The sequence below is a fragment of the Barnesiella sp. ET7 genome (assembly GCF_024733785.1).
GTDB lineage: Bacteria > Bacteroidota > Bacteroidia > Bacteroidales > Barnesiellaceae > Barnesiella > Barnesiella merdigallinarum.
In genome coordinates this window covers 52,082-68,888 of the sequence record NZ_JANRHM010000002.1, presented here as the reverse complement: position 1 = coordinate 68,888, position 16,807 = coordinate 52,082, and the positions used below count along the sequence as shown (strand labels likewise).

At 57.3% G+C, this 16,807-nt stretch carries 15 protein-coding genes; 4 read left to right on the top strand and 11 right to left on the bottom strand.

From position 1 onward, the window contains the following. Nucleotides 1-21 precede the first annotated feature (21 nt). From NW211_RS01690 to NW211_RS01665, 6 genes are all read right to left on the bottom strand, one after another. Nucleotides 22-2,007: a calcineurin-like phosphoesterase family protein gene (locus NW211_RS01690; protein ID WP_258326713.1), complete on the bottom strand. Its 1,986-nt coding sequence runs from the start codon at nucleotides 2,005-2,007 to the stop codon at nucleotides 22-24. A gap of 9 nt (nucleotides 2,008-2,016) precedes the next feature. Beyond that, nucleotides 2,017-2,913 (bottom strand): phosphodiester glycosidase family protein, encoded by an 897-nt coding sequence (locus tag NW211_RS01685; protein WP_258326711.1) that lies wholly within the window; start codon nucleotides 2,911-2,913, stop codon nucleotides 2,017-2,019. Between the two features lie 132 nt (nucleotides 2,914-3,045). After that, on the bottom strand, nucleotides 3,046-4,416 hold the full coding sequence (locus NW211_RS01680) for a dihydroorotase (protein WP_258326710.1): 1,371 nt from the start codon (nucleotides 4,414-4,416) through the stop codon (nucleotides 3,046-3,048). Between the two features lie 40 nt (nucleotides 4,417-4,456). After that, on the bottom strand, nucleotides 4,457-5,212 hold the full coding sequence (locus tag NW211_RS01675) for a polyprenol monophosphomannose synthase (protein WP_258326709.1): 756 nt from the start codon (nucleotides 5,210-5,212) through the stop codon (nucleotides 4,457-4,459). A 211-nt stretch (nucleotides 5,213-5,423) separates the two neighbouring features. Continuing rightward, on the bottom strand, nucleotides 5,424-7,109 hold the full coding sequence (locus tag NW211_RS01670) for a phosphoethanolamine transferase (protein WP_258326708.1): 1,686 nt from the start codon (nucleotides 7,107-7,109) through the stop codon (nucleotides 5,424-5,426). Next, nucleotides 7,096-8,298 (bottom strand): outer membrane protein assembly factor, encoded by a 1,203-nt coding sequence (locus NW211_RS01665; RefSeq protein ID WP_258326706.1) that lies wholly within the window; start codon nucleotides 8,296-8,298, stop codon nucleotides 7,096-7,098. Before NW211_RS01665 ends, NW211_RS01670 begins: the two co-directional genes overlap by 14 nt. 383 nt (nucleotides 8,299-8,681) lie before the next feature. Here NW211_RS01665 and rpiB point away from each other — a divergent pair, with 383 nt between their 5' ends. Beyond that, the gene (rpiB, locus tag NW211_RS01660; RefSeq protein WP_087409276.1) at nucleotides 8,682-9,134 is read left to right on the top strand and encodes a ribose 5-phosphate isomerase B; all 453 of its coding nucleotides are present in this window, start codon (nucleotides 8,682-8,684) and stop codon (nucleotides 9,132-9,134) included. A 24-nt stretch (nucleotides 9,135-9,158) separates the two neighbouring features. Here the strand turns inward: rpiB and folB are convergent, their stop codons facing one another. Both folB and NW211_RS01650 read right to left on the bottom strand, forming a co-directional pair. After that, complete coding sequence (gene folB, locus NW211_RS01655) at nucleotides 9,159-9,512, bottom strand: dihydroneopterin aldolase (RefSeq protein WP_258326705.1); 354 nt, start codon at nucleotides 9,510-9,512, stop codon at nucleotides 9,159-9,161. A gap of 108 nt (nucleotides 9,513-9,620) precedes the next feature. Further along, a complete protein-coding gene (locus tag NW211_RS01650) occupies nucleotides 9,621-10,973 on the bottom strand; it encodes an MATE family efflux transporter (protein WP_258326704.1) in 1,353 nt (450 codons plus the stop codon). A 288-nt stretch (nucleotides 10,974-11,261) separates the two neighbouring features. On the opposite strand from NW211_RS01650, the gene NW211_RS01645 reads away from it, so the two are divergent. From NW211_RS01645 to NW211_RS01635, 3 genes are all read left to right on the top strand, one after another. Then, the gene (locus NW211_RS01645; protein ID WP_087409279.1) at nucleotides 11,262-11,627 is read left to right on the top strand and encodes a polymer-forming cytoskeletal protein; all 366 of its coding nucleotides are present in this window, start codon (nucleotides 11,262-11,264) and stop codon (nucleotides 11,625-11,627) included. A gap of 71 nt (nucleotides 11,628-11,698) precedes the next feature. Then, nucleotides 11,699-13,855 carry a cation-translocating P-type ATPase gene (locus NW211_RS01640; protein ID WP_258326703.1) on the top strand — a complete coding sequence of 719 codons (2,157 nt, stop codon included), beginning with the start codon at nucleotides 11,699-11,701 and terminating at the stop codon, nucleotides 13,853-13,855. Nucleotides 13,856-13,888: 33 nt separating this feature from the next. Beyond that, the gene (locus NW211_RS01635; protein ID WP_087409281.1) at nucleotides 13,889-14,089 is read left to right on the top strand and encodes a heavy metal-associated domain-containing protein; all 201 of its coding nucleotides are present in this window, start codon (nucleotides 13,889-13,891) and stop codon (nucleotides 14,087-14,089) included. Here NW211_RS01635 and NW211_RS01630 read toward each other — a convergent pair. The 3 genes from NW211_RS01630 to gldE are packed head-to-tail and all read right to left on the bottom strand — an operon-like array spanning nucleotide 14,081 to nucleotide 16,687. Beyond that, nucleotides 14,081-14,728 carry a 4'-phosphopantetheinyl transferase superfamily protein gene (locus tag NW211_RS01630; protein WP_258326702.1) on the bottom strand — a complete coding sequence of 216 codons (648 nt, stop codon included), beginning with the start codon at nucleotides 14,726-14,728 and terminating at the stop codon, nucleotides 14,081-14,083. The genes NW211_RS01635 and NW211_RS01630 overlap by 9 nt on opposite strands. A gap of 2 nt (nucleotides 14,729-14,730) precedes the next feature. After that, on the bottom strand, nucleotides 14,731-15,351 hold the full coding sequence (locus NW211_RS01625) for a hypothetical protein (RefSeq protein WP_258326701.1): 621 nt from the start codon (nucleotides 15,349-15,351) through the stop codon (nucleotides 14,731-14,733). Between the two features lie 13 nt (nucleotides 15,352-15,364). Further along, entirely contained in the window at nucleotides 15,365-16,687 is a 1,323-nt protein-coding gene (gene gldE, locus NW211_RS01620) for a gliding motility-associated protein GldE (protein WP_087409284.1), read from the bottom strand. Nucleotides 16,688-16,807 lie beyond the last annotated feature (120 nt).

Below are 16,807 nucleotides of genomic sequence, written 5' to 3'. Positions count from 1 at the left end.
GTAACGGTTGTTTATGACAGGTTATTGTATGGAACATTCGAGGGTTTTGGGGCGGGCCATCGACTCGGTATAGACGTTGCCGAATCGGTCGGTCACTCTGATTTCGACGGTCGAGGTGGCACTCGAGGCGGTTGCCTTGAACATGTGGGCCGTGGTGCAGGTCACAAAGTCGGCCGTAGGGGTAGAGCCCACGTTCAGCCGTTTGGCTTCGTAGGATATGATGTGCAGCGGGTCTTTCGTCACGACCCGGGTGACTTCCAGCGGTTTTCCGTCTTCATACATTTCGACACTCCACTGCGGGTCGTAATCCCACACGTTGACGAGTATCTCGTTGTTGCTGTTGGATTGGGCATATACGTCGCTGTAATCCTCCATTTTGGCTTCGGTCGAGTTGGGCGCGAACTTGGCCGCCGTGATATGGCACTGGTTGAGGTCGTAGCTGCGGAACTGTTTCGACTCCTCTTCGCCGATGCCCTTGTATCGCCATTTCACCAGGTTGCCGTCGACGGTGAAAATCTTGTAGCCGCCGGGCGATCCGTCCTTGCAGATGTGGTTGCCGGCATATCCGTTCTTCCCGGTCCACCACCAGGTGGCGCATATGGCGGCTATGTTGTGCTCGATGAGGCGGTCGCTGGGGGTGATGGTGTAGTTGATATGGGTATGGCCGGTAATGACGTGGGCGTTGGTAAACTCCTTGAGATAGTTTACGAGGGTGGTCCCGCCGCTCATCGATATGCTGCTGACTTGCGGCAGCGAGGTGGGATTGGCGTAGAGTTGGGCGTGCATGGCGACGAATACCGGCCGGCTCTTGTCGGTAATCGTGGCCAGGTCGTTTTTGAGCCAGATGAGCTGGTTTTCGGTCAGTTTTTTGTTGTAGTTGCGTTTGCCCACGGTACCCTCGCTGGCTCCGGTGTTGATATACTGGATGTTGTCGAGTACGATGTAATGGACATTTCCCAGATTGAACGAGTAGTAGGTAGGGCCGATGATGTCCTTGAAGGCCTGTTCGGCCAGCCAGTCATCGGCGCAATAGGGGTCGTTGTCGTGATTGCCCGTACTGTTGAAGAGGGGAATATCTACCGACTGGATGGTCGACAGGTAGTTGGAGAGGTCGTAGTGGTTGTCGTACCAATAGAGGTCCCAGGTCATGTCGCCCAACGTGAGGCCATATACCTTCTTTCCCTCGCCCCGGTACTTTTCGATCGAGGCTTTCAGGTCGGGGAGGAATTTCCCGGAGAATTGGGAGAGGTCGTTGTTGCGGTTGGCCAGGTGCATGTCGGCCAGAGCCAGGAGCACATGGTTGGTATTGTCGGTTGCCGTGAGCTTGAAGTCGTGTTGCTCTACAGAGTCGTCGCTTTTCAGCCGGTAGAAGAATTGGGGCCGGTTGTTGGCCTTAATGTCGACTTCGTAGTTGCCCGGTACGGAGATGAATACAAAGCCGCTCTCTTTGTCCGATGCGATGTAGTACCGCCCGTTTTCGTCGGTGAGGGTCACTTGTCGGCCGTCCGATACGGCTACGTCGGGCAACGGTTTGTCGCCGCAATATACTACCCCCTTGAGGGTCATGCCTGCGATGTCGGGGATATTGAAATCGACCTTCTTGTCGACGATCAGTCTGGTCTCGCCCAGCAGGCAGGAGTCTGCCTCGCGTTTGAGCCATAGGCTGTAGGTCGACGATACGATATTCCGGGGCATGATGATTCCCGCCCGGTTGGCGGTAACGTCGACAAGCGGCAGCGTGAACCGCAGGGAGTCTGCCGCCGGGGCAGCCAGGGTAAGGCTGTCCGACTGCAGGAAGCCCTCGCCTTGCATGACTACCGTACTGTCGGGCCAGGTGTGTATCTCGGCCTCGATGGCAAAGTCTTTAATCTCTATGCCACTCTCGATTGTGTCGGTCGCGGGTGCGGCAATCTCGGGCATATCCTCTTTTTCGGTGCAGTTGTGGAACAGCAGCGGCAGACCGGCGAGGAGAACAATCGGGACAATGGGGTTGAAACGGAGTCTCATGGCAGTCGCTTATTGGGGCAGGGCGACGATGGCATTGACTACCTCGCGCTCGCCTTCGTGGTCGAACTTCTTGTTGTCGTAGGGGTGGTTGATGATGCCCGTGTGGTTGTTCCACAGCGTGGCCGAGCCGCCTCCATCGAGGTTAAGGGCGTCGGTCATGCCCAGTTGCTGGGCCAGGTACGAGAGTTCGTCGATAGACATGCCGGCGGCTTTCCCCTTGAACCGGCCGTCGACAACCACCATCATCACCTGATGATCTTTCGTGATGCCGATAAAGGCCCGCGGGTGACGTTTGTAGAAGCCCTGCGGCACGTCGGAGCTGAAGGAGTTGCCACCCTTGGCACCCTGGGTGTTGTTGGTCTCGAAGGTCGGAGCCATTTGCCGTACGCCGTCTTTCAACAGCAACGGCCCGGCGGTGAGTATGTTTTTGTATCTCTTTTTCAGTTTCTTGGCCGAGATGGAGTCGAAGGGGTGAATCTCGATTCGGTTGTGGTCGGTCGTGATGGCACCGGTGGTGCGGAAGGCATCGGCCTGCGTCGTTTCGCCATAGACCTTGCCCTCGAGTTGGACGAAAGTCGAGGGGAGCCCCGTCTTGACATTGAAGTACCCCCCGTTTACGGCCACTTCTGCACCGCTCTTGCGAGCCAGGTCGCTGGTCATGGCGATGTGTGGCGCCTGTACGATCTGGGTTTTGTATTTGCGGGCATCGTATTTGATGATGGCAATCTGTTGAGGCGAGTCGAACAGTTGCAGATGGGCACTCAGACATACGGCTCCGTGAGCCAAAGTGTCGGTTTGCCATTGGGCATGAGCAATAGTCAGTGAGTCTTGTTGCGTTTGAGCCTTTCCGCCCAAGGCGAAAAGCAGCAGTAGCACGGTCGAGAAAATAAGCTTAATGTGTTTCATCGGTGTAAAGTAATAGTATGATTTCAGGGGATAAAAGTATAAAAACTTCTTAACAAAAAAGTTTCATCCGACCGCTAACGCAAGTATACCGGCCGGAATTTATGAAAAATTAAGGGGCGTTTCGGCGCTGTTTCAACGGGCCGCACGGTCGGCTTCGGTGTGGTGGAACGTGAGCCGTTTGCCCCGGCCTGTACCTGTGGGTTTGCCCTCGGCAAATACCTCGTTTCCGTTGACAAAGGTACGTTCGATGGTAGCCGGGAAGGTGTGGCCTTCGAAGGGCGACCATCCGCACTTCGACAAGATGTTGTCGCGTGTGACGGTATAGGGTTTGTGCGGGTCGACCACCACGACGTCGGCATAGTAGCCGGGGCGCAGATAGCCTCTCCGGTCGATGCGGTAGAGCAGGGCCGGAGCATGGCACATCTTCTCTACCACCAGTTCGAGGGGGAACTCGCCCCGTTGTGCCAACTCGAGCATCACTTGCAGCGAATGCTGTACGAGGGGGCCTCCCGAGGCCGCTTTGAGGCACGACCCCTGCTTCTCGCTCCACAGGTGCGGAGCGTGGTCGGTCGCTACCACGTCGAGCTTGCCGCTGCGCAGGGCTTCGAGCAGGGCTTTGCGGTCGCCGCAGGTTTTGACGGCCGGGTTCCATTTGATGCGGTTGCCATATTGGGCGTAGTCGTTGTCGTCGAACCACAAGTGGTGCACACACACTTCGCCGGTGATGCGCTTTTGTGCCAGTGGTGCCGTGTCGAGCAGCGACATTTCGCGGGCGGTCGAGAGGTGCAGCAGGTGCAGCCGGGTGCCGTATTGCGAAGCCAGTTCGGCGGCACGCGACGACGAGGCATAGCAGGCTTCGGCACTGCGTATGAGCGGGTGGAAGAAGATGGGCAGGTCGTTGCCGAACCGCTCGGTATAATATTTTTTATTGGCCTGGATGATGCTCTCCTCTTCGCAGTGTACGGCGATGAGGGCCGGTATCTCGGCAAAGATGCGGCGCAGGGTCTGCTCGTTGTCGACGAGCATGTTGCCGGTCGATGAGCCCATGAAGATCTTGACTCCGCAAACCTGCGTGAAATCGGTCTGCCGGAGCACCTCGAAGTTGTCGTTGGTAGCTCCGATGTAGAACGAGTAGTTGGCCGGCGATACCTGGGCGGCCCGTTCGTATTTCCATTCGAGGGCCTCGAGGGTCGTAGTCTGGGGCAGGGTGTTGGGCATGTCCATAAACGAGGTGACGCCACCGGCCACGGCAGCCACCGACTCGGTAGCGATTTCGGCCTTGTGGGTGAGACCCGGTTCCCTGAAGTGTACCTGGTCGTCGATAGCTCCGGGCAAAACCCATTTCCCCGTGGCATCGACTATGCGTTGGGCGGTACAGGCCTCCGCTTCGGGCAGTTCGCCCCGGATAATCGATTCGATACATTCACCGTCGATGACAATCGAGCCCACGAATTGCTCGCCATCGTTTACTATTGTTCCGTTTTTGATAATTGTTTTGCCCATGGCCGATAGATGTTTAAGGCGGTTCCTTATCCCGGTGGGGTTACCGCTTGGGGTATTTGCGGAACCAACTGTCTATTTTCAGTTTGATGACACCGAACACAGCCTCGCCGAAGATGCTGCTGTTCATTTTGCTTTCGCCCAGTACCCGGTTGATAAATATGATAGGCACCTCTTTGATGGAGAATCCACATTTGTAGGTGGTGAACTTCATCTCGATCTGGAAGGCATAGCCTTTGAACCGAATCGAGTCGAGGCCGATGGTCTCGAGTACCCGGCGACGGTAGCAGACAAAACCGGCGGTGGTGTCGTGTATCTTCATGCCGGTGATGAAGCGCACATATTTCGAGGCGAAGTAAGACATCATGACCCGGCCCATCGGCCAGTTCACGACATTTACCCCCGTCACGTACCGCGAGCCGATGGCCATATCGGCGCCGCCCGTCTTGCAGGCCGCCAACAGTTTCATCAAGTCTTGCGGGTTGTGCGAAAAGTCGGCATCCATCTCGAAGATATATTCGTATTTGCGGGCGATAGCCCATTTGAATCCCGCAATGTAGGCTGTGCCCAATCCCTGTTTGCCGGCACGCTCCATCAGGTGCAGGGCTCCGGGGAATTGCTTTTGCAGCGACCGCACGATTTCGGCGGTCCCGTCGGGCGAATTGTCGTCGATTACGAGGATATGGAACTGGCGGGGCAGTTCGAATACGGCATGGATGATGGCAGCGATGTTCTCCTTCTCGTTGTAGGTAGGAATGAGAACAATATTCTCTGATCTCGAAGACGCAGTGTGGTCCATATAACTCTCTGGTTTGGGTGTTTATCACAACTCATGCAGGCAGCCCGTGAGCCTCGCCCGCATTTTATCCATACAAATATAGTGAAAGGTGAGAGCAGAGGCAAACAAAAACGAAGTTTTTCAGTTTGCCTGTGCCGAGCCGCCTCCTATATTCTGGAAATATAGTGAAAGGTGAGAGTCGGGGCTATGGTATGGCACAGGGTGAAAACCCTTATCGAGGAGCGATGCCGTGGCGTTCGAAAGCCTGTCGATCTTCGTCGTCGAAGGGGAGATACTTCACGGGTACAGGTATGTTGCGCTCGCCCAGATAGTATCGTTTGTCCAGGTGGAACGAGGGACTCACGAGCGAGAGACTGTCGATGCGATAGTCGGTCTCGATGCCGCCGATAGACAGCAAGGTGTGGAATACGACCCGTGAGTCGAAGGGCGTTTTGTGCTGCTCGCGAGCCTGTTGGGTGTCGAGTGGGAACTGGCTGACATATTGGGGCGAGAACCACAAGACAAACGGAATGTGCAACTGATAGTAGGTGGGGATGGGCGAGGCATGCAGAAAGCGGTCGCGGTCGTCGTCGAGCAAATCTTCGCCATGGTCCGATAGGTAGAGCAGGGCCGAGGTCTTCCCCGTGCGGTCGAGCCGTTCGATCAGCTGGTCGAGTAACCAGTCGGTTGCCACAATCGAGTTGTCGTAGGCATTGATCATGGCCTGCCTGTCTTTCCGGTTGATTTCGTTGATGTAGTCGGGCGTAAAGCTGCGGTTCTCGGCCGTATAGCGTTCGCAATAGTTGAAGTGAGAGCCGTAGGTATGCAGCACGATGAGTTGCTTGGTGGGGCCGCTTTGGAGCAGCGAGTCGACCACGGGCAACAGGACATTGTCGTAGAGGTGAGTCTTGTTTTTGGGAGCCAGCAGGTAGAGGGTGCAGTCGGCTTCGTCGGCAAAGAAATCGGTAAACGAGCCGTTTCGCAACTGATTCGAGATGAACGCCGTGCGGAATCCGGCCTGCTTGAAGGCCGTGATGAGACTCTTCTGCCGATAAATCTGGTTGAAGTCGAGAGCGTCGGCCGGACTGAGCATGAGAGGTACGCTCTTGTGGGTAGCGTTGATTTGGGTCAGCACGTCGTCGAAGTGGATGACGTCGTGTCGGGCACTGAGCCGTGGGGTCGTGTTGCGCTCGTAGCCATAGAGCCCCCAGTTGCCGGCACGGGCCGTTTCGCCGATGACGAATATATAGACCTCGGGCATTTGCGGGTCGCGCGACGACGAGGCCCGGTAGTCGAAGTCTCGGGAGGTACGGTGGTAGTTCTTGGCCGCCTTCCAGCTGCTCACGGCAAATCGGGCATTGTTGAAGGCGTTGATGGGGTAGAGATTGTCGAGTCGGGCCCGGTGTGGAGCTTGTCGGTGTGCCGGGGTATAGATGAGCAGTCCTGCTCCCAGCAGGAGCATGGCCAGCATGAAGGCCCGTTTTTGGAAAAGGGGCGTGAGCGAGTCGGACCGGCGTATGGAGTAGACGGCCAGAGCCAGAGCCGGCAGATAGAGGATGAATACCCCCACGACAGCCGGGGCCAGCTTGTCGAGCAGTTCGAAGGCCTCGCCGCTATTGGTGGTAAACATGTTGAGGAACATGTCGGAGGCGATGATGGAGTTGCCGAAAAGATAAAGCAATACCAGTTGGAATGCCCCGATGAAGTGGAGCGGGAACAGCGCCCAGAAGGTAATGCCCGGTTTGCGCGAGAGGTTCAGCAACAGCAGGTAGAGAGCCCCCGGTATAAGTATGTAGACCACCTTGAACAGGAACGGCAGATGCTCGGTGAAACAGAGAAACAGGTTGGGCACCAGCATCACGGCCAGGAATATCCAGAAGATGCGCCGTTGTGTGAATAGTCGATTAAAATGCTTCATTGATGTTGAATAAAAATCCCGATTGTCCTTTCTTGCCAAATCCGTAGTCGAGTCGCAGGTTGACCCGGTTCTTGAACTCCCAGCGGTAGCCTATCCCGTAGTTGGGCAGGGTGTGCCCCCAGTCGAAGCGCGAGAACGAGGGGAACACGTTGCCGGCGCCCACCCACACGGCTATGCCGTTGCGGTGCCAGATGTGCTGCCTCAGTTCCAGCTGGGTCTCGATGAGGCACTTGTCGCGGTAGCGCCCTTCGTAGTATCCCCGCATGCGGGTCGAGCCGCCCAGCGAGGCGAGCATGTTCCAGGGCACATCGCCGTAGTTGAATTCGCCGTGCAGGTCGAAGGCGATGATGGCTCCCTCCCACGCCCGTTGGTAGTAGTCGAAGATGAAGGCGGTGCGGGTGAAGGGATGCTTGTTGCCGAAGATTCGGGGGAAGAAGCGTTGCCGCACGTTGAAGTAGACCCCGCGGGCCGCGTTGGGAATAAAGTCGCGGCTGTCGTAGGTGAGGGCCAATCCCGCACTGGTGCTGATGACTTCGCGGGGTTCGTCGTTGAGCAGAGCCGGTTTGGTAAAGTCGGAACCTTTCACCCAGTTGAATCCGGTGGTGATACCGCCGTACAGGTTGTTACAGAGGCGGGCCAGCCAGTCGATGCGCACGATGGTTTCGAGCCGGTTGTAGCTGCTCTTGTTGTCGTTGTTGTTGCCGTTGTCGTAACCGATTCCCCAGAAGTCGCTGGGGAAGGTATAGAGGTAGAAGTCGTAGTCGATGCGGTATTTGTTTTCGGGGAATATGTTGTTGCCCTTGACCCCGATGAGCAGGAAGCCCGTGGTGGTGGCGTCGCCGTAGATCGATACGTTGGAGAGTTGTGTGAGCGAGTCGTGTCGCATGCGATAGGTGCCCGAAGCTACGATACCCAGTCCCAGCTTGGTCGTCGAGGAGTAGTGCGGGCCGCCGATAATGCCGAAGTCGAATTTTTTGTCGGGGCGCGGTTCGTTGGATTCGTTGAAGTATTTCAAGACCTTCTGAAACAGATTCAGTTTCTGGGGAGCCGGTTGTGCCAGCAGACTGTCGGTCGAAGCTATTACGGCAATACTGTCGCTCTCGGCCATATTCTGGGCCATGATGGGCGATTGGCAGCTCCAAGCAAGGCCGCCGAGGGCAAGTAACACATATCGTACAAATAGTTTCATATTCTGGTTTAGTTCGTTTTCTCTCACGAGTTGGGCTGCAAATGTATATTATCTGCGATAAACAGCCTAATCGCTTTTGGTTCAACCTGTTAAGTTTTGTATAAATTTTCTTTTTGAAAAGATTACCGATTCGGCAATGCAATTAGCCCGCAGGAGAGGCTTTTCTTGAGAATAACAAATTACGGTTCAGAAGGTTCTGTTGTTGACACTATTTATAAAAAAAGTCTTTTCATTCCTGTGAAGCGACAGGCCGGGGGTGCCGATATTTTTTGTATTTTTGTGACAATACTCGTACAATTAAGATGCTTCAACAGAAATACGAATTATTTGTTGCAACTCTCGAATTGTACTACTTTTGCTGGACGAAACAAAATCAAAAAAATATGAGCATATTGAAATCGGGAAAGCCGGTGGGATTGGCCTGCGACCACGCCGGATACGAACTGAAACAAGTAGTCATGCAGGAATTGGATGCAAAGGGTATCGCCTATAAGGATTTCGGGACTTATTCGACCGACAGTTGCGACTATCCCGACTTTGCCCACCCCCTGGCCTTGGCGGTGGAGCAGGGCGAGTGCTATCCCGGCATTGCCATCTGCGGCAGCGGCAACGGCATAAACATGACGTTGAACAAACATCAGGGCATTCGTGCTGCTTTGTGCTGGACCGAGGAGATTGCCTCTCTGGCCCGTCAGCACAACGATGCCAACGTGCTGGTGATGCCGGGTCGTTTTATCTCGGCCGAACTGGGTCGTCGTCTGGTCGACATCTTCCTGAATACCGACTTCGAAGGCGGTCGTCATCAACGCCGTATCGACAAGATACCCGTAAAATAAGAGCAGCGCAAGACCGTAGCGGCTCTACCACTCGACCACGACCGATACGTCGCGGATGTCGCCGGGGATGGGGGGCTTCTCCTTCGTCACAATCAGTTTGCCTCCCGTCACGGTGGGAAACTGGCGTGTGATGGCTGCGATGATACGGCCGGCTACATGTTCGAGCAGTCGTGAGGGACGAGCCATCTCGTCGGCAATCACGCGGCAGATTTCGGCATAGTTGACCGTGTCGGTCAGTTCGTCCGAGGTCAGAGCCCGGGAGAAGTCGGTATAGAGCGTAGCCTCTACGCGGAAGTAGTTGCCCGCCTTTCGTTCTTGCGGCAGTACGCCGTGGAAGGCGTAGAAGCGCATGGAGCCAATGTGTATCGCTGTTTTCATGTGAGAGGATTATCTACCGCAAAGGTAGTGAATATTATTTAAAGAACAGACTGTTGGAGCCGATGGGGCCGAGCCTCGTCGGCTCTTGCCGTATCAGGCTGTTCCGCTTTACCCCATGAGGCGCCCGACGCGGGCCGACGACAGTTTGTAGTAGACGATGCCCACGAGGTCGGCGATGAACCACCCGATGGGTATCGACCACCAGATGCCCGTGACACCCACCGCGGGCAGGGAGGCCAGGATGTAGGAGAGGGCTACCCGGGTGCCCAGCGAAAGCACGGTGAGGATGACCGACATGCCCGGCATCCGTACCGACCGATAGTAGCCGTAGAGCAGGAAGAGGATGCCGATGAGGGCGTAGAAGGCCCCCTCGATGCGCAGGTATTGGGCCCCGATGCGCAGGATTTCCACCTCGTCGGGCTTGACGAAGATGAGCATGAGGGGCTCGGCAAAGAGGAAGATGAGCAACGATACGGCCAGGGAGAAGAGGCAGGTGATGAGCAGGGCCTGCCGGATGCCCCGGCGGATGCGCTGCCGTTTGCGGGCTCCGAAGTTTTGGGCCACGAAGGTCGAGAAGGCGTTGCCGAACTCCTGCACAGGCATGTAGGCAAAGGCATCTATCTTCACGGCGGCGGCAAAGGCGGCCATCACCACGGTGCCGAAACTGTTGACCAGCCCCTGCACCATCAGGATGCCCAGATTCATCACCGACTGCTGCACGCAGGTGAGGGTGGAAAACTCGGTAATCTCTTTCAGGGTGGCCCGGTCGAGGTAGATTTCGTTGCGCCGTATCTTCAGCTCGGGCCGTTTGCGGTAGGTGTAGATGACGATTCCCAGAGCGGCCGCTCCCTGGGCGATGACGGTAGCCGCAGCCGCCCCCTCGATGCCCCAGTCGAGGGAGAGGATAAAGAAGAGGTCGAGCCCGATGTTGAGCACCACCGAGAGCGAGAGGAACCACAGCGGGGTGACCGAGTCGCCCACAGCCCTCAGCAGGGCGGCGTAGAAGTTGTAGATAAAGGTAAAGAGGATTCCCCAGAAGATAATCCACAGGTAGTCGCGCATGAGGGGGTAGACCTCGGCCGGTACCTGCAGAAACCGCAAGATGGGGTCGAGGGCCAGGAAGGCAGCCACATTGAGCACCACCGTGATGGCGAGTATCAGAACAAACGACACCCAGGTGCTGTGCCGCAGGGCCGACAGGCTGCCTCGCCCGTATTGCTGCGAGAATACGGTACTGCTGCCCAGCGACAACCCCAGCAGGATGGAGCAGAGGAAGACCATGAGCGTGTAGGCCGACCCGACGGCCGCCAGAGCCTCGGGGCCGACAAACTGCCCCACGATGAGGGTGTCGGCTATGTTGTAGCACTGCTGCAACAGGGCTCCCGCCATCATGGGGAGGGTAAACCGGAGCAGGGTGCCGGTAATGCCTCCTTGGGTAAGGTTCAGGTGCTGGTGTGACATACGCGGGCAATCAAGTGGTGCAAAGGTATAAAGAATAGCGCAGAGCTGTTTCGCCTGTCGGTGGAAATCCTTCGGTCTCGCTTGGTACCGCGACTTCGGAGGGGATCCTTCGTGTCGGGCCGACGCAAATATTATTACCTCATTTTTAGAATGATTATCAAACCCGGAGGATATATTTCGGGAGATTCTTTCTATTTTTGCACGAGATATAAAGACAGACTCTAACCTCGGCAAGCGTAACTCAATCGGTTTGCGTAGCCCGTGTGAACATAAAAACGAGACATAGATATGGCAAAGGATAATACTTTCTCGGGAATGGCGCACAATGCGCTTACGGCAGAGACTACGGTCGTAGGCAAGATTGTTTCGCAGAAGGACATTCGCATAGACGGCACGCTCGAAGGGCGGCTGGAGTGTCAGGGTAAAGTGGTAATCGGCGAAACCGGTCAGGTAATCGGCGACATCGTGGCCGTGAATGCCGAGGTCGTGGGCCGTGTCACAGGCAATGTGATGGTGGCCGAGATGCTGGTCTTGAAGGCCACTTCGTCGCTCGAGGGCGATGTGCAGGCCCGGCGCCTGGCCATAGAGCCGGGGGCGGTGCTGAACGGCAAGTGCACCATGCAGCCGCCGCTTGACGAGGGTGGCGAGGCTTGAGTCGCGGTGGCGGCCGGGGGCTGTGGGCTTGAGAGCCGCGAGGTGAAGAGCCGGTCTGTAGGAGTAAGAATATGGAAAAGCAAGTAATACCCGTTTTGGAAATGAGTTGCGCCGTGTGCGCCGCTACGGTCGAGAAGACCGTGAGAGAGATGCCGGGGGTGGCCGAGGCTACGGTCAATTTCGCGGCCAACACCTTGCAGGTGGTTTACGATCCCAAGAAAATTTCGTTGAAAGAGATGCAGGCTGCCGTGCAGGCGGCGGGTTACGACCTGGTCATTTCGGATAATGCCGAGGCCGATGCCGCCGATGCCGAGCACCGGCACTATGTCGATATGAAACGCCGCACGTTGGGGGCCTGGCTCTTCGGTGTGCCGGTCATGGTGCTGTCGATGCTGTTTCACGAACCGTCGACGATATGGGTGTGGATATTGATGCTCCTCACCCTGCCGGTCCTCTATCTGGGCAGGTCGTTCTACATCTCGGGCTGGAAGGCTGCCCGACAGGGGCGGGCCAACATGGACACGTTGGTCATGCTCAGTACCTCGGTATCGTTTCTCTTCAGCCTGTTCAGTACGATTTATCCCCAATTCTGGGTGTCGCTGGGGCTGGTGCCTCACGTCTACTACGAGGCGGTGGCGATGATTATCGCCTTTGTGCTCACGGGCAAGTTGCTCGAGGCTCGGGCCAAGCAGAGCACTTCGGCCTCGATTCGGTCGCTCATGGGGCTGCAGCCCAAGACGGCCCGGCTGGTCGACGAGAACGGCGAGGAGCGCGATGTGCCCATCGGCATGCTGCGCCCCGGCAATCGGGTGAGTGTGCGCCCCGGCGAGAAGATTCCCGTCGATGGCGTGCTGCTCGAGGGGTCGTCGTATGTCGACGAGAGCATGATCAGCGGCGAGTCGGAGGCGGTGGCCAAGCAGCCCGGCGACCGGGTGCTGGCCGGTACCCTCAACCAGCGGGGGGCTTTCGTGCTGGATGTGCAGGCCTCGGGTGCCGATACGGTGCTGTCGCGCATGGTGCGCATGGTGCGTGAGGCGCAGGGCAGCAAGGCTCCCGTGCAGGGCATTGTCGACAAGGTGGCGGCTATCTTCGTGCCGGTGGTTATCGGCATCTCGATAGTGACCTTTGTCGTCTGGATTGCCGTGGCCGGTTGGGGCATGTTCCCCTATGCCCTGTTGAGTGCCGTCTCGGTACTGGTGATTGCCTGTCCGTGTGCCCTCGGCCTGGCTACTCCCACCGCTTTGACGGTGGGGATAGGCAAGGGGGCGCAACAACATATCCTTATTAAAGATGCCTTTGCCCTCGAAAACATGTGCCGGGTAAATGCCGTGGTGCTCGACAAGACGGGGACCCTCACCGAGGGGGCTCCCCAGGTGGTGGGCGAGAAGCTCTACCCCGATTTCGACCGCTACGCCCCGGTATTGCTGGCCGCCGAAATGAAGTCGGAGCACCCGTTGGCCCTGTCGCTGGCCGAGAACCTGCGACAGCGAGGATACAAGCCGGCCGAGCAGGTAGCCGACTTCGAAAGCCTTACGGGGCGCGGTGTGGTCTGCACCTGCGAGGGTATCCCCTTCTGGGCAGGCAACCAGGCCCTGGCCGAAGAGCGGCTGAAGGGGGTGGAGTTGCCCGAAGGGTATACCATCTACTTCGGGAACGACCGGGAGTTGCTGGCTGCCTTTGAGGTGAAAGATGCCTTGAAAGCGACTTCGCGCGAGGCGGTGGAGCAGTTGAAACGGTGCGGTATCGAGGTCTACATGCTCACCGGCGACAAGGAGTCGACCGCGGCCGAGGTGGCCCGGGCGGCTGGTATCGAGCACTATCGGTGGGGCGTGCTGCCCGACGACAAGGAGCGTTTCGTGGCCGAGTTGCAAAAGGCCGGCAAGTGCGTGGCCATGGTGGGCGACGGTATCAACGACTCGCAGGCTCTGGCTCGTGCCGATGTGAGCGTGGCTATGGGCAAGGGTACCGATGTGGCCATGGATGTGGCCATGGTGACCTTGATGAACTCCGACCTGTTGCTGTTGCCGCGGGCTGTGACTCTGTCGCGCAAGACGGTGCGCATCATTCGCGAGAACCTCTTCTGGGCCTTCGGCTACAACGTGGTGTGTATCCCGGTAGCTGCCGGGGTGCTCTATCCCATAGGAATATTGCTCACCCCCATGTGGGCGAGTGCGGCGATGGCCTTCAGTTCGGTGTCGGTTATCCTCAACAGCTTGCGATTGCGATAAGAAATAGATGTTTAATCTCAAAAAGATAGAATCATGATACAGGTAAAGACTTCGGCCAAATGTGCCGGTTGTGTAGCCAAGATTGGCGAAAAGTTGAATCAGTTTCTGACTCCCGAGCAGTGGAGCCTCGATTTGTCGAATCCCGATAAATTGCTGACCGTCAATGCCGACGTGCCAGCCGAGCGGGTAGTCGAGGCCGTGCGTGCCGCCGGTTTCAAAGCCGAGTTACGCTAAGGGCGTGGCGCAGATCATCACCCACTCGGGGTGGGTGCGGTACCACAGCCGGTAACCGCGTCGCGCCGGTGTGCGGCTCTCGGTGGCGGTAAATATCCCCTCCTTTTCGATAGTGTCGGGCGGGGTGAGGTGCAGGTGTTCGCGAAAGTCGATTTCGGTTTCGGGTATCGCCTTGAACAGCGCCTCCTTGGCCGACCAGCACAGGTGCAGCCACACGGTGTGCGTCTGGGCCGGGTCGGCGTGTGCCTGCAGTTCGGCATCGCCGAATACGCGTGTGGCCACGCGCTCTACCTGCACGCCTGTCCGCTCGATGTCTATCCCCACCGGCAGGGTGGGGTGCCACGCCACGGCCACCCATTGGCGGGTGTGCGAGATGGAGAGGTGCCCCGGGCGTCCCGGCAGATAGGGTTGCCCTTCTTCCGTATGGGCCACGAGGGCTCCGCGGGTAGCCTCCATGTGCTCGAGCAGCAGACGGGTGGCCGCCTGTTCGCAGAATCGTTTGGACGATAGTCCCTCTCCCGTCAGTCGCAGACGCTCCTCTTCGGGCAGAAGAGCTGCCAGTTCCGGCTCCGTTTCGGTGAGGTGCCACAAGGCAACGGTGGCTCCGGTGGGGGTCGATATGTAGTCGTAGAGCGGCATGGCTATCGGGCAGGGGTTTCTATGCTTTCGATGAGGTGGGCGATGTGGTCGGAGAGGTATCCGACGACGGGCGCGATGGAGTCGCTTTTACCCGGTTCGTCGAAGTAGACCGAGCCTCGCAGCAGGTACCGCACGCTGTCGGTCGCGATAAATTGCAGCGGCGTGGCGCTCTCGGCCGAGAGGTCGTAGAGGGTGGCGTAGATGTGCAGACTGTCGTTTTCGTAGGTGCCGGCCTGTACGGCTTCGGGGCGGATGCTCTGGCGGTAGACCAGTTCGCGGCTTTCGTCGAGCAGTCGGTCCAGATTGCCCCGCAAGGGGTGGTAGCTGCAATAGAGGGTAGCCCGGTAGCGGGGGAACCGGATGTTGAGCCACTGTACCCCACCGTGATGGCGGGTCGTATCATGGTCGAGCGTCTCGACCGTCCCCTCGGGGACCTCGAACGAGAGGGCTGGCTCCAGCAGCGTGGTGCGCCGGTAGCTATCGGGATAGGGGTCGATACGGAAGTAGCCGTCGGGTTTGGGAGTATACTGGCGGCGGCATGAGTAGCCGGCCGATCCGGCCACGAGACAGAGCAGCGCGTAGAGAGCCAGTCGATAGGGTCGTATGCGAAGGGTCGGCTTCATGGGGTCGCAGGGGTTATTCTTCGGTTTTGGCAGGGTCGATTTTTACCTTCACCTTGCCGATGCGTCGTTTGTCGAGCTCGAGTACCAGGAAGCTGCAACGGCCGTAGTCGATTTGCTCCTTCACCTTGGGGAAATCCTCCTTGATGTCGAGAATCAGCCCGGCCAGGGTTTCGGCGTCCTCGGCCTTGTCGCCGAACTCGCTCTCGTCGAGTCCCGTGATTTTGTAGAAGTCGTTCAGCAGGGTTTTCCCCTCGAAGATGTAGGTGTTGTCGTCGAGCTTGACGTAGTTCTTCTCCTCCTCGTCGTACTCGTCGCTAATGTCGCCCACAATCTCTTCGAGAATATCTTCCATCGTGACGATACCCGATGTGCCGCCGAATTCGTCGACGACGATGGCCATGTGGATTTTTTTCGTGCGGAACTCCTCCAGCAGGTCGTCGATCATCTTGGTCTCGGGCACGAAGTAGGCCCGGCGCATGAGCTTGCGCCAGTTGAACGAGGCATCCTGCCCGATGTAGGGCAAGAGGTCCTTGCTGTATATGATGCCCTTGATGTCGTCTTCGGTGGTGTCGTAGACGGGCAGCCGCGAGTAGCCGGTCTCGATGACGAGGTCGAGCAGCTCCTTGAAGTCGGTACGTATCTCTACGTCGGTAATGTCGACGCGGGCCGTCATCACCTCCTGCACGGTTTTGCCGCCGAATTTGATGATGCCCTCGAGCATCTCCTTCTCGTCATTCGCCTCGACCTGAGTCATCTCGAGAGCCTGCGAGAGTTCGTTCATCGAGATGTTGGCACTCTTCTTCACCATGTGCTTGTTGACGATGTGGGTCGTGTTGACCAGCAAGTTGGCCAGCGGAGAGAAAATCTTCTCCAGTACCGACAGCCCCCGGCAACTGCGTCGCACCCAGTTGACCGGCTTCTGATTGGCATAGAACTTGGGCATCACCTCGCCGAAGAGCAGCAGCAGGAAGGTGAGCAGAATCGTCTGGAAGATGAAATCCAGTACGTCGCTGTGGAAATGAAGAATATCTGAAAAGAAGAAGTTGCAGAGAATAACGATGGCCACATTGACCAGGTTGTTTGAGATAAGTATCGTAGCCAGCAGATACTCGGGACGGGAAAGCAGCTTTTTGACCAGGGCGTTGGTCGTAGACTCGTCGTTGTCAAACTCGTGAAGCTCTTCGGACGAGAGCGAGAAGTAGGCTATTTCGGAAGCTGAAACAAAAGCAGAGACACACAATAACAATCCTGCCAGGATGATAGCCAGAATGGCACCGCCCGAAGGGGAGGTCACTTCGATGGCAGAGAAAACCGATAAATACGAATCTGGGTCCAAGAAAAATGAGTATTAGTTAAACAATAGGCTTGCCTCTCCCGATGCCGGGTCGGCAACTCCTCGTGCCGGTCTGAACCGGCACGAGGAGCGTAGCCCGTTAATTGCCTGCAAAATTACAAC

Coding starts and splice junctions, on each gene's coding strand:
- NW211_RS01690 (WP_258326713.1), bottom strand. CDS start 2,007: ATGAGACTCCGTTTCAACCCCATTGTCCCGATTGTTCTCCTCGCCGGT.
- NW211_RS01685 (WP_258326711.1), bottom strand. CDS start 2,913: ATGAAACACATTAAGCTTATTTTCTCGACCGTGCTACTGCTGCTTTTC.
- NW211_RS01680 (WP_258326710.1), bottom strand. CDS start 4,416: ATGGGCAAAACAATTATCAAAAACGGAACAATAGTAAACGATGGCGAG.
- NW211_RS01675 (WP_258326709.1), bottom strand. CDS start 5,212: ATGGACCACACTGCGTCTTCGAGATCAGAGAATATTGTTCTCATTCCT.
- NW211_RS01670 (WP_258326708.1), bottom strand. CDS start 7,109: ATGAAGCATTTTAATCGACTATTCACACAACGGCGCATCTTCTGGATA.
- NW211_RS01665 (WP_258326706.1), bottom strand. CDS start 8,298: ATGAAACTATTTGTACGATATGTGTTACTTGCCCTCGGCGGCCTTGCT.
- rpiB (WP_087409276.1), top strand. CDS start 8,682: ATGAGCATATTGAAATCGGGAAAGCCGGTGGGATTGGCCTGCGACCAC.
- folB (WP_258326705.1), bottom strand. CDS start 9,512: ATGAAAACAGCGATACACATTGGCTCCATGCGCTTCTACGCCTTCCAC.
- NW211_RS01650 (WP_258326704.1), bottom strand. CDS start 10,973: ATGTCACACCAGCACCTGAACCTTACCCAAGGAGGCATTACCGGCACC.
- NW211_RS01645 (WP_087409279.1), top strand. CDS start 11,262: ATGGCAAAGGATAATACTTTCTCGGGAATGGCGCACAATGCGCTTACG.
- NW211_RS01640 (WP_258326703.1), top strand. CDS start 11,699: ATGGAAAAGCAAGTAATACCCGTTTTGGAAATGAGTTGCGCCGTGTGC.
- NW211_RS01635 (WP_087409281.1), top strand. CDS start 13,889: ATGATACAGGTAAAGACTTCGGCCAAATGTGCCGGTTGTGTAGCCAAG.
- NW211_RS01630 (WP_258326702.1), bottom strand. CDS start 14,728: ATGCCGCTCTACGACTACATATCGACCCCCACCGGAGCCACCGTTGCC.
- NW211_RS01625 (WP_258326701.1), bottom strand. CDS start 15,351: ATGAAGCCGACCCTTCGCATACGACCCTATCGACTGGCTCTCTACGCG.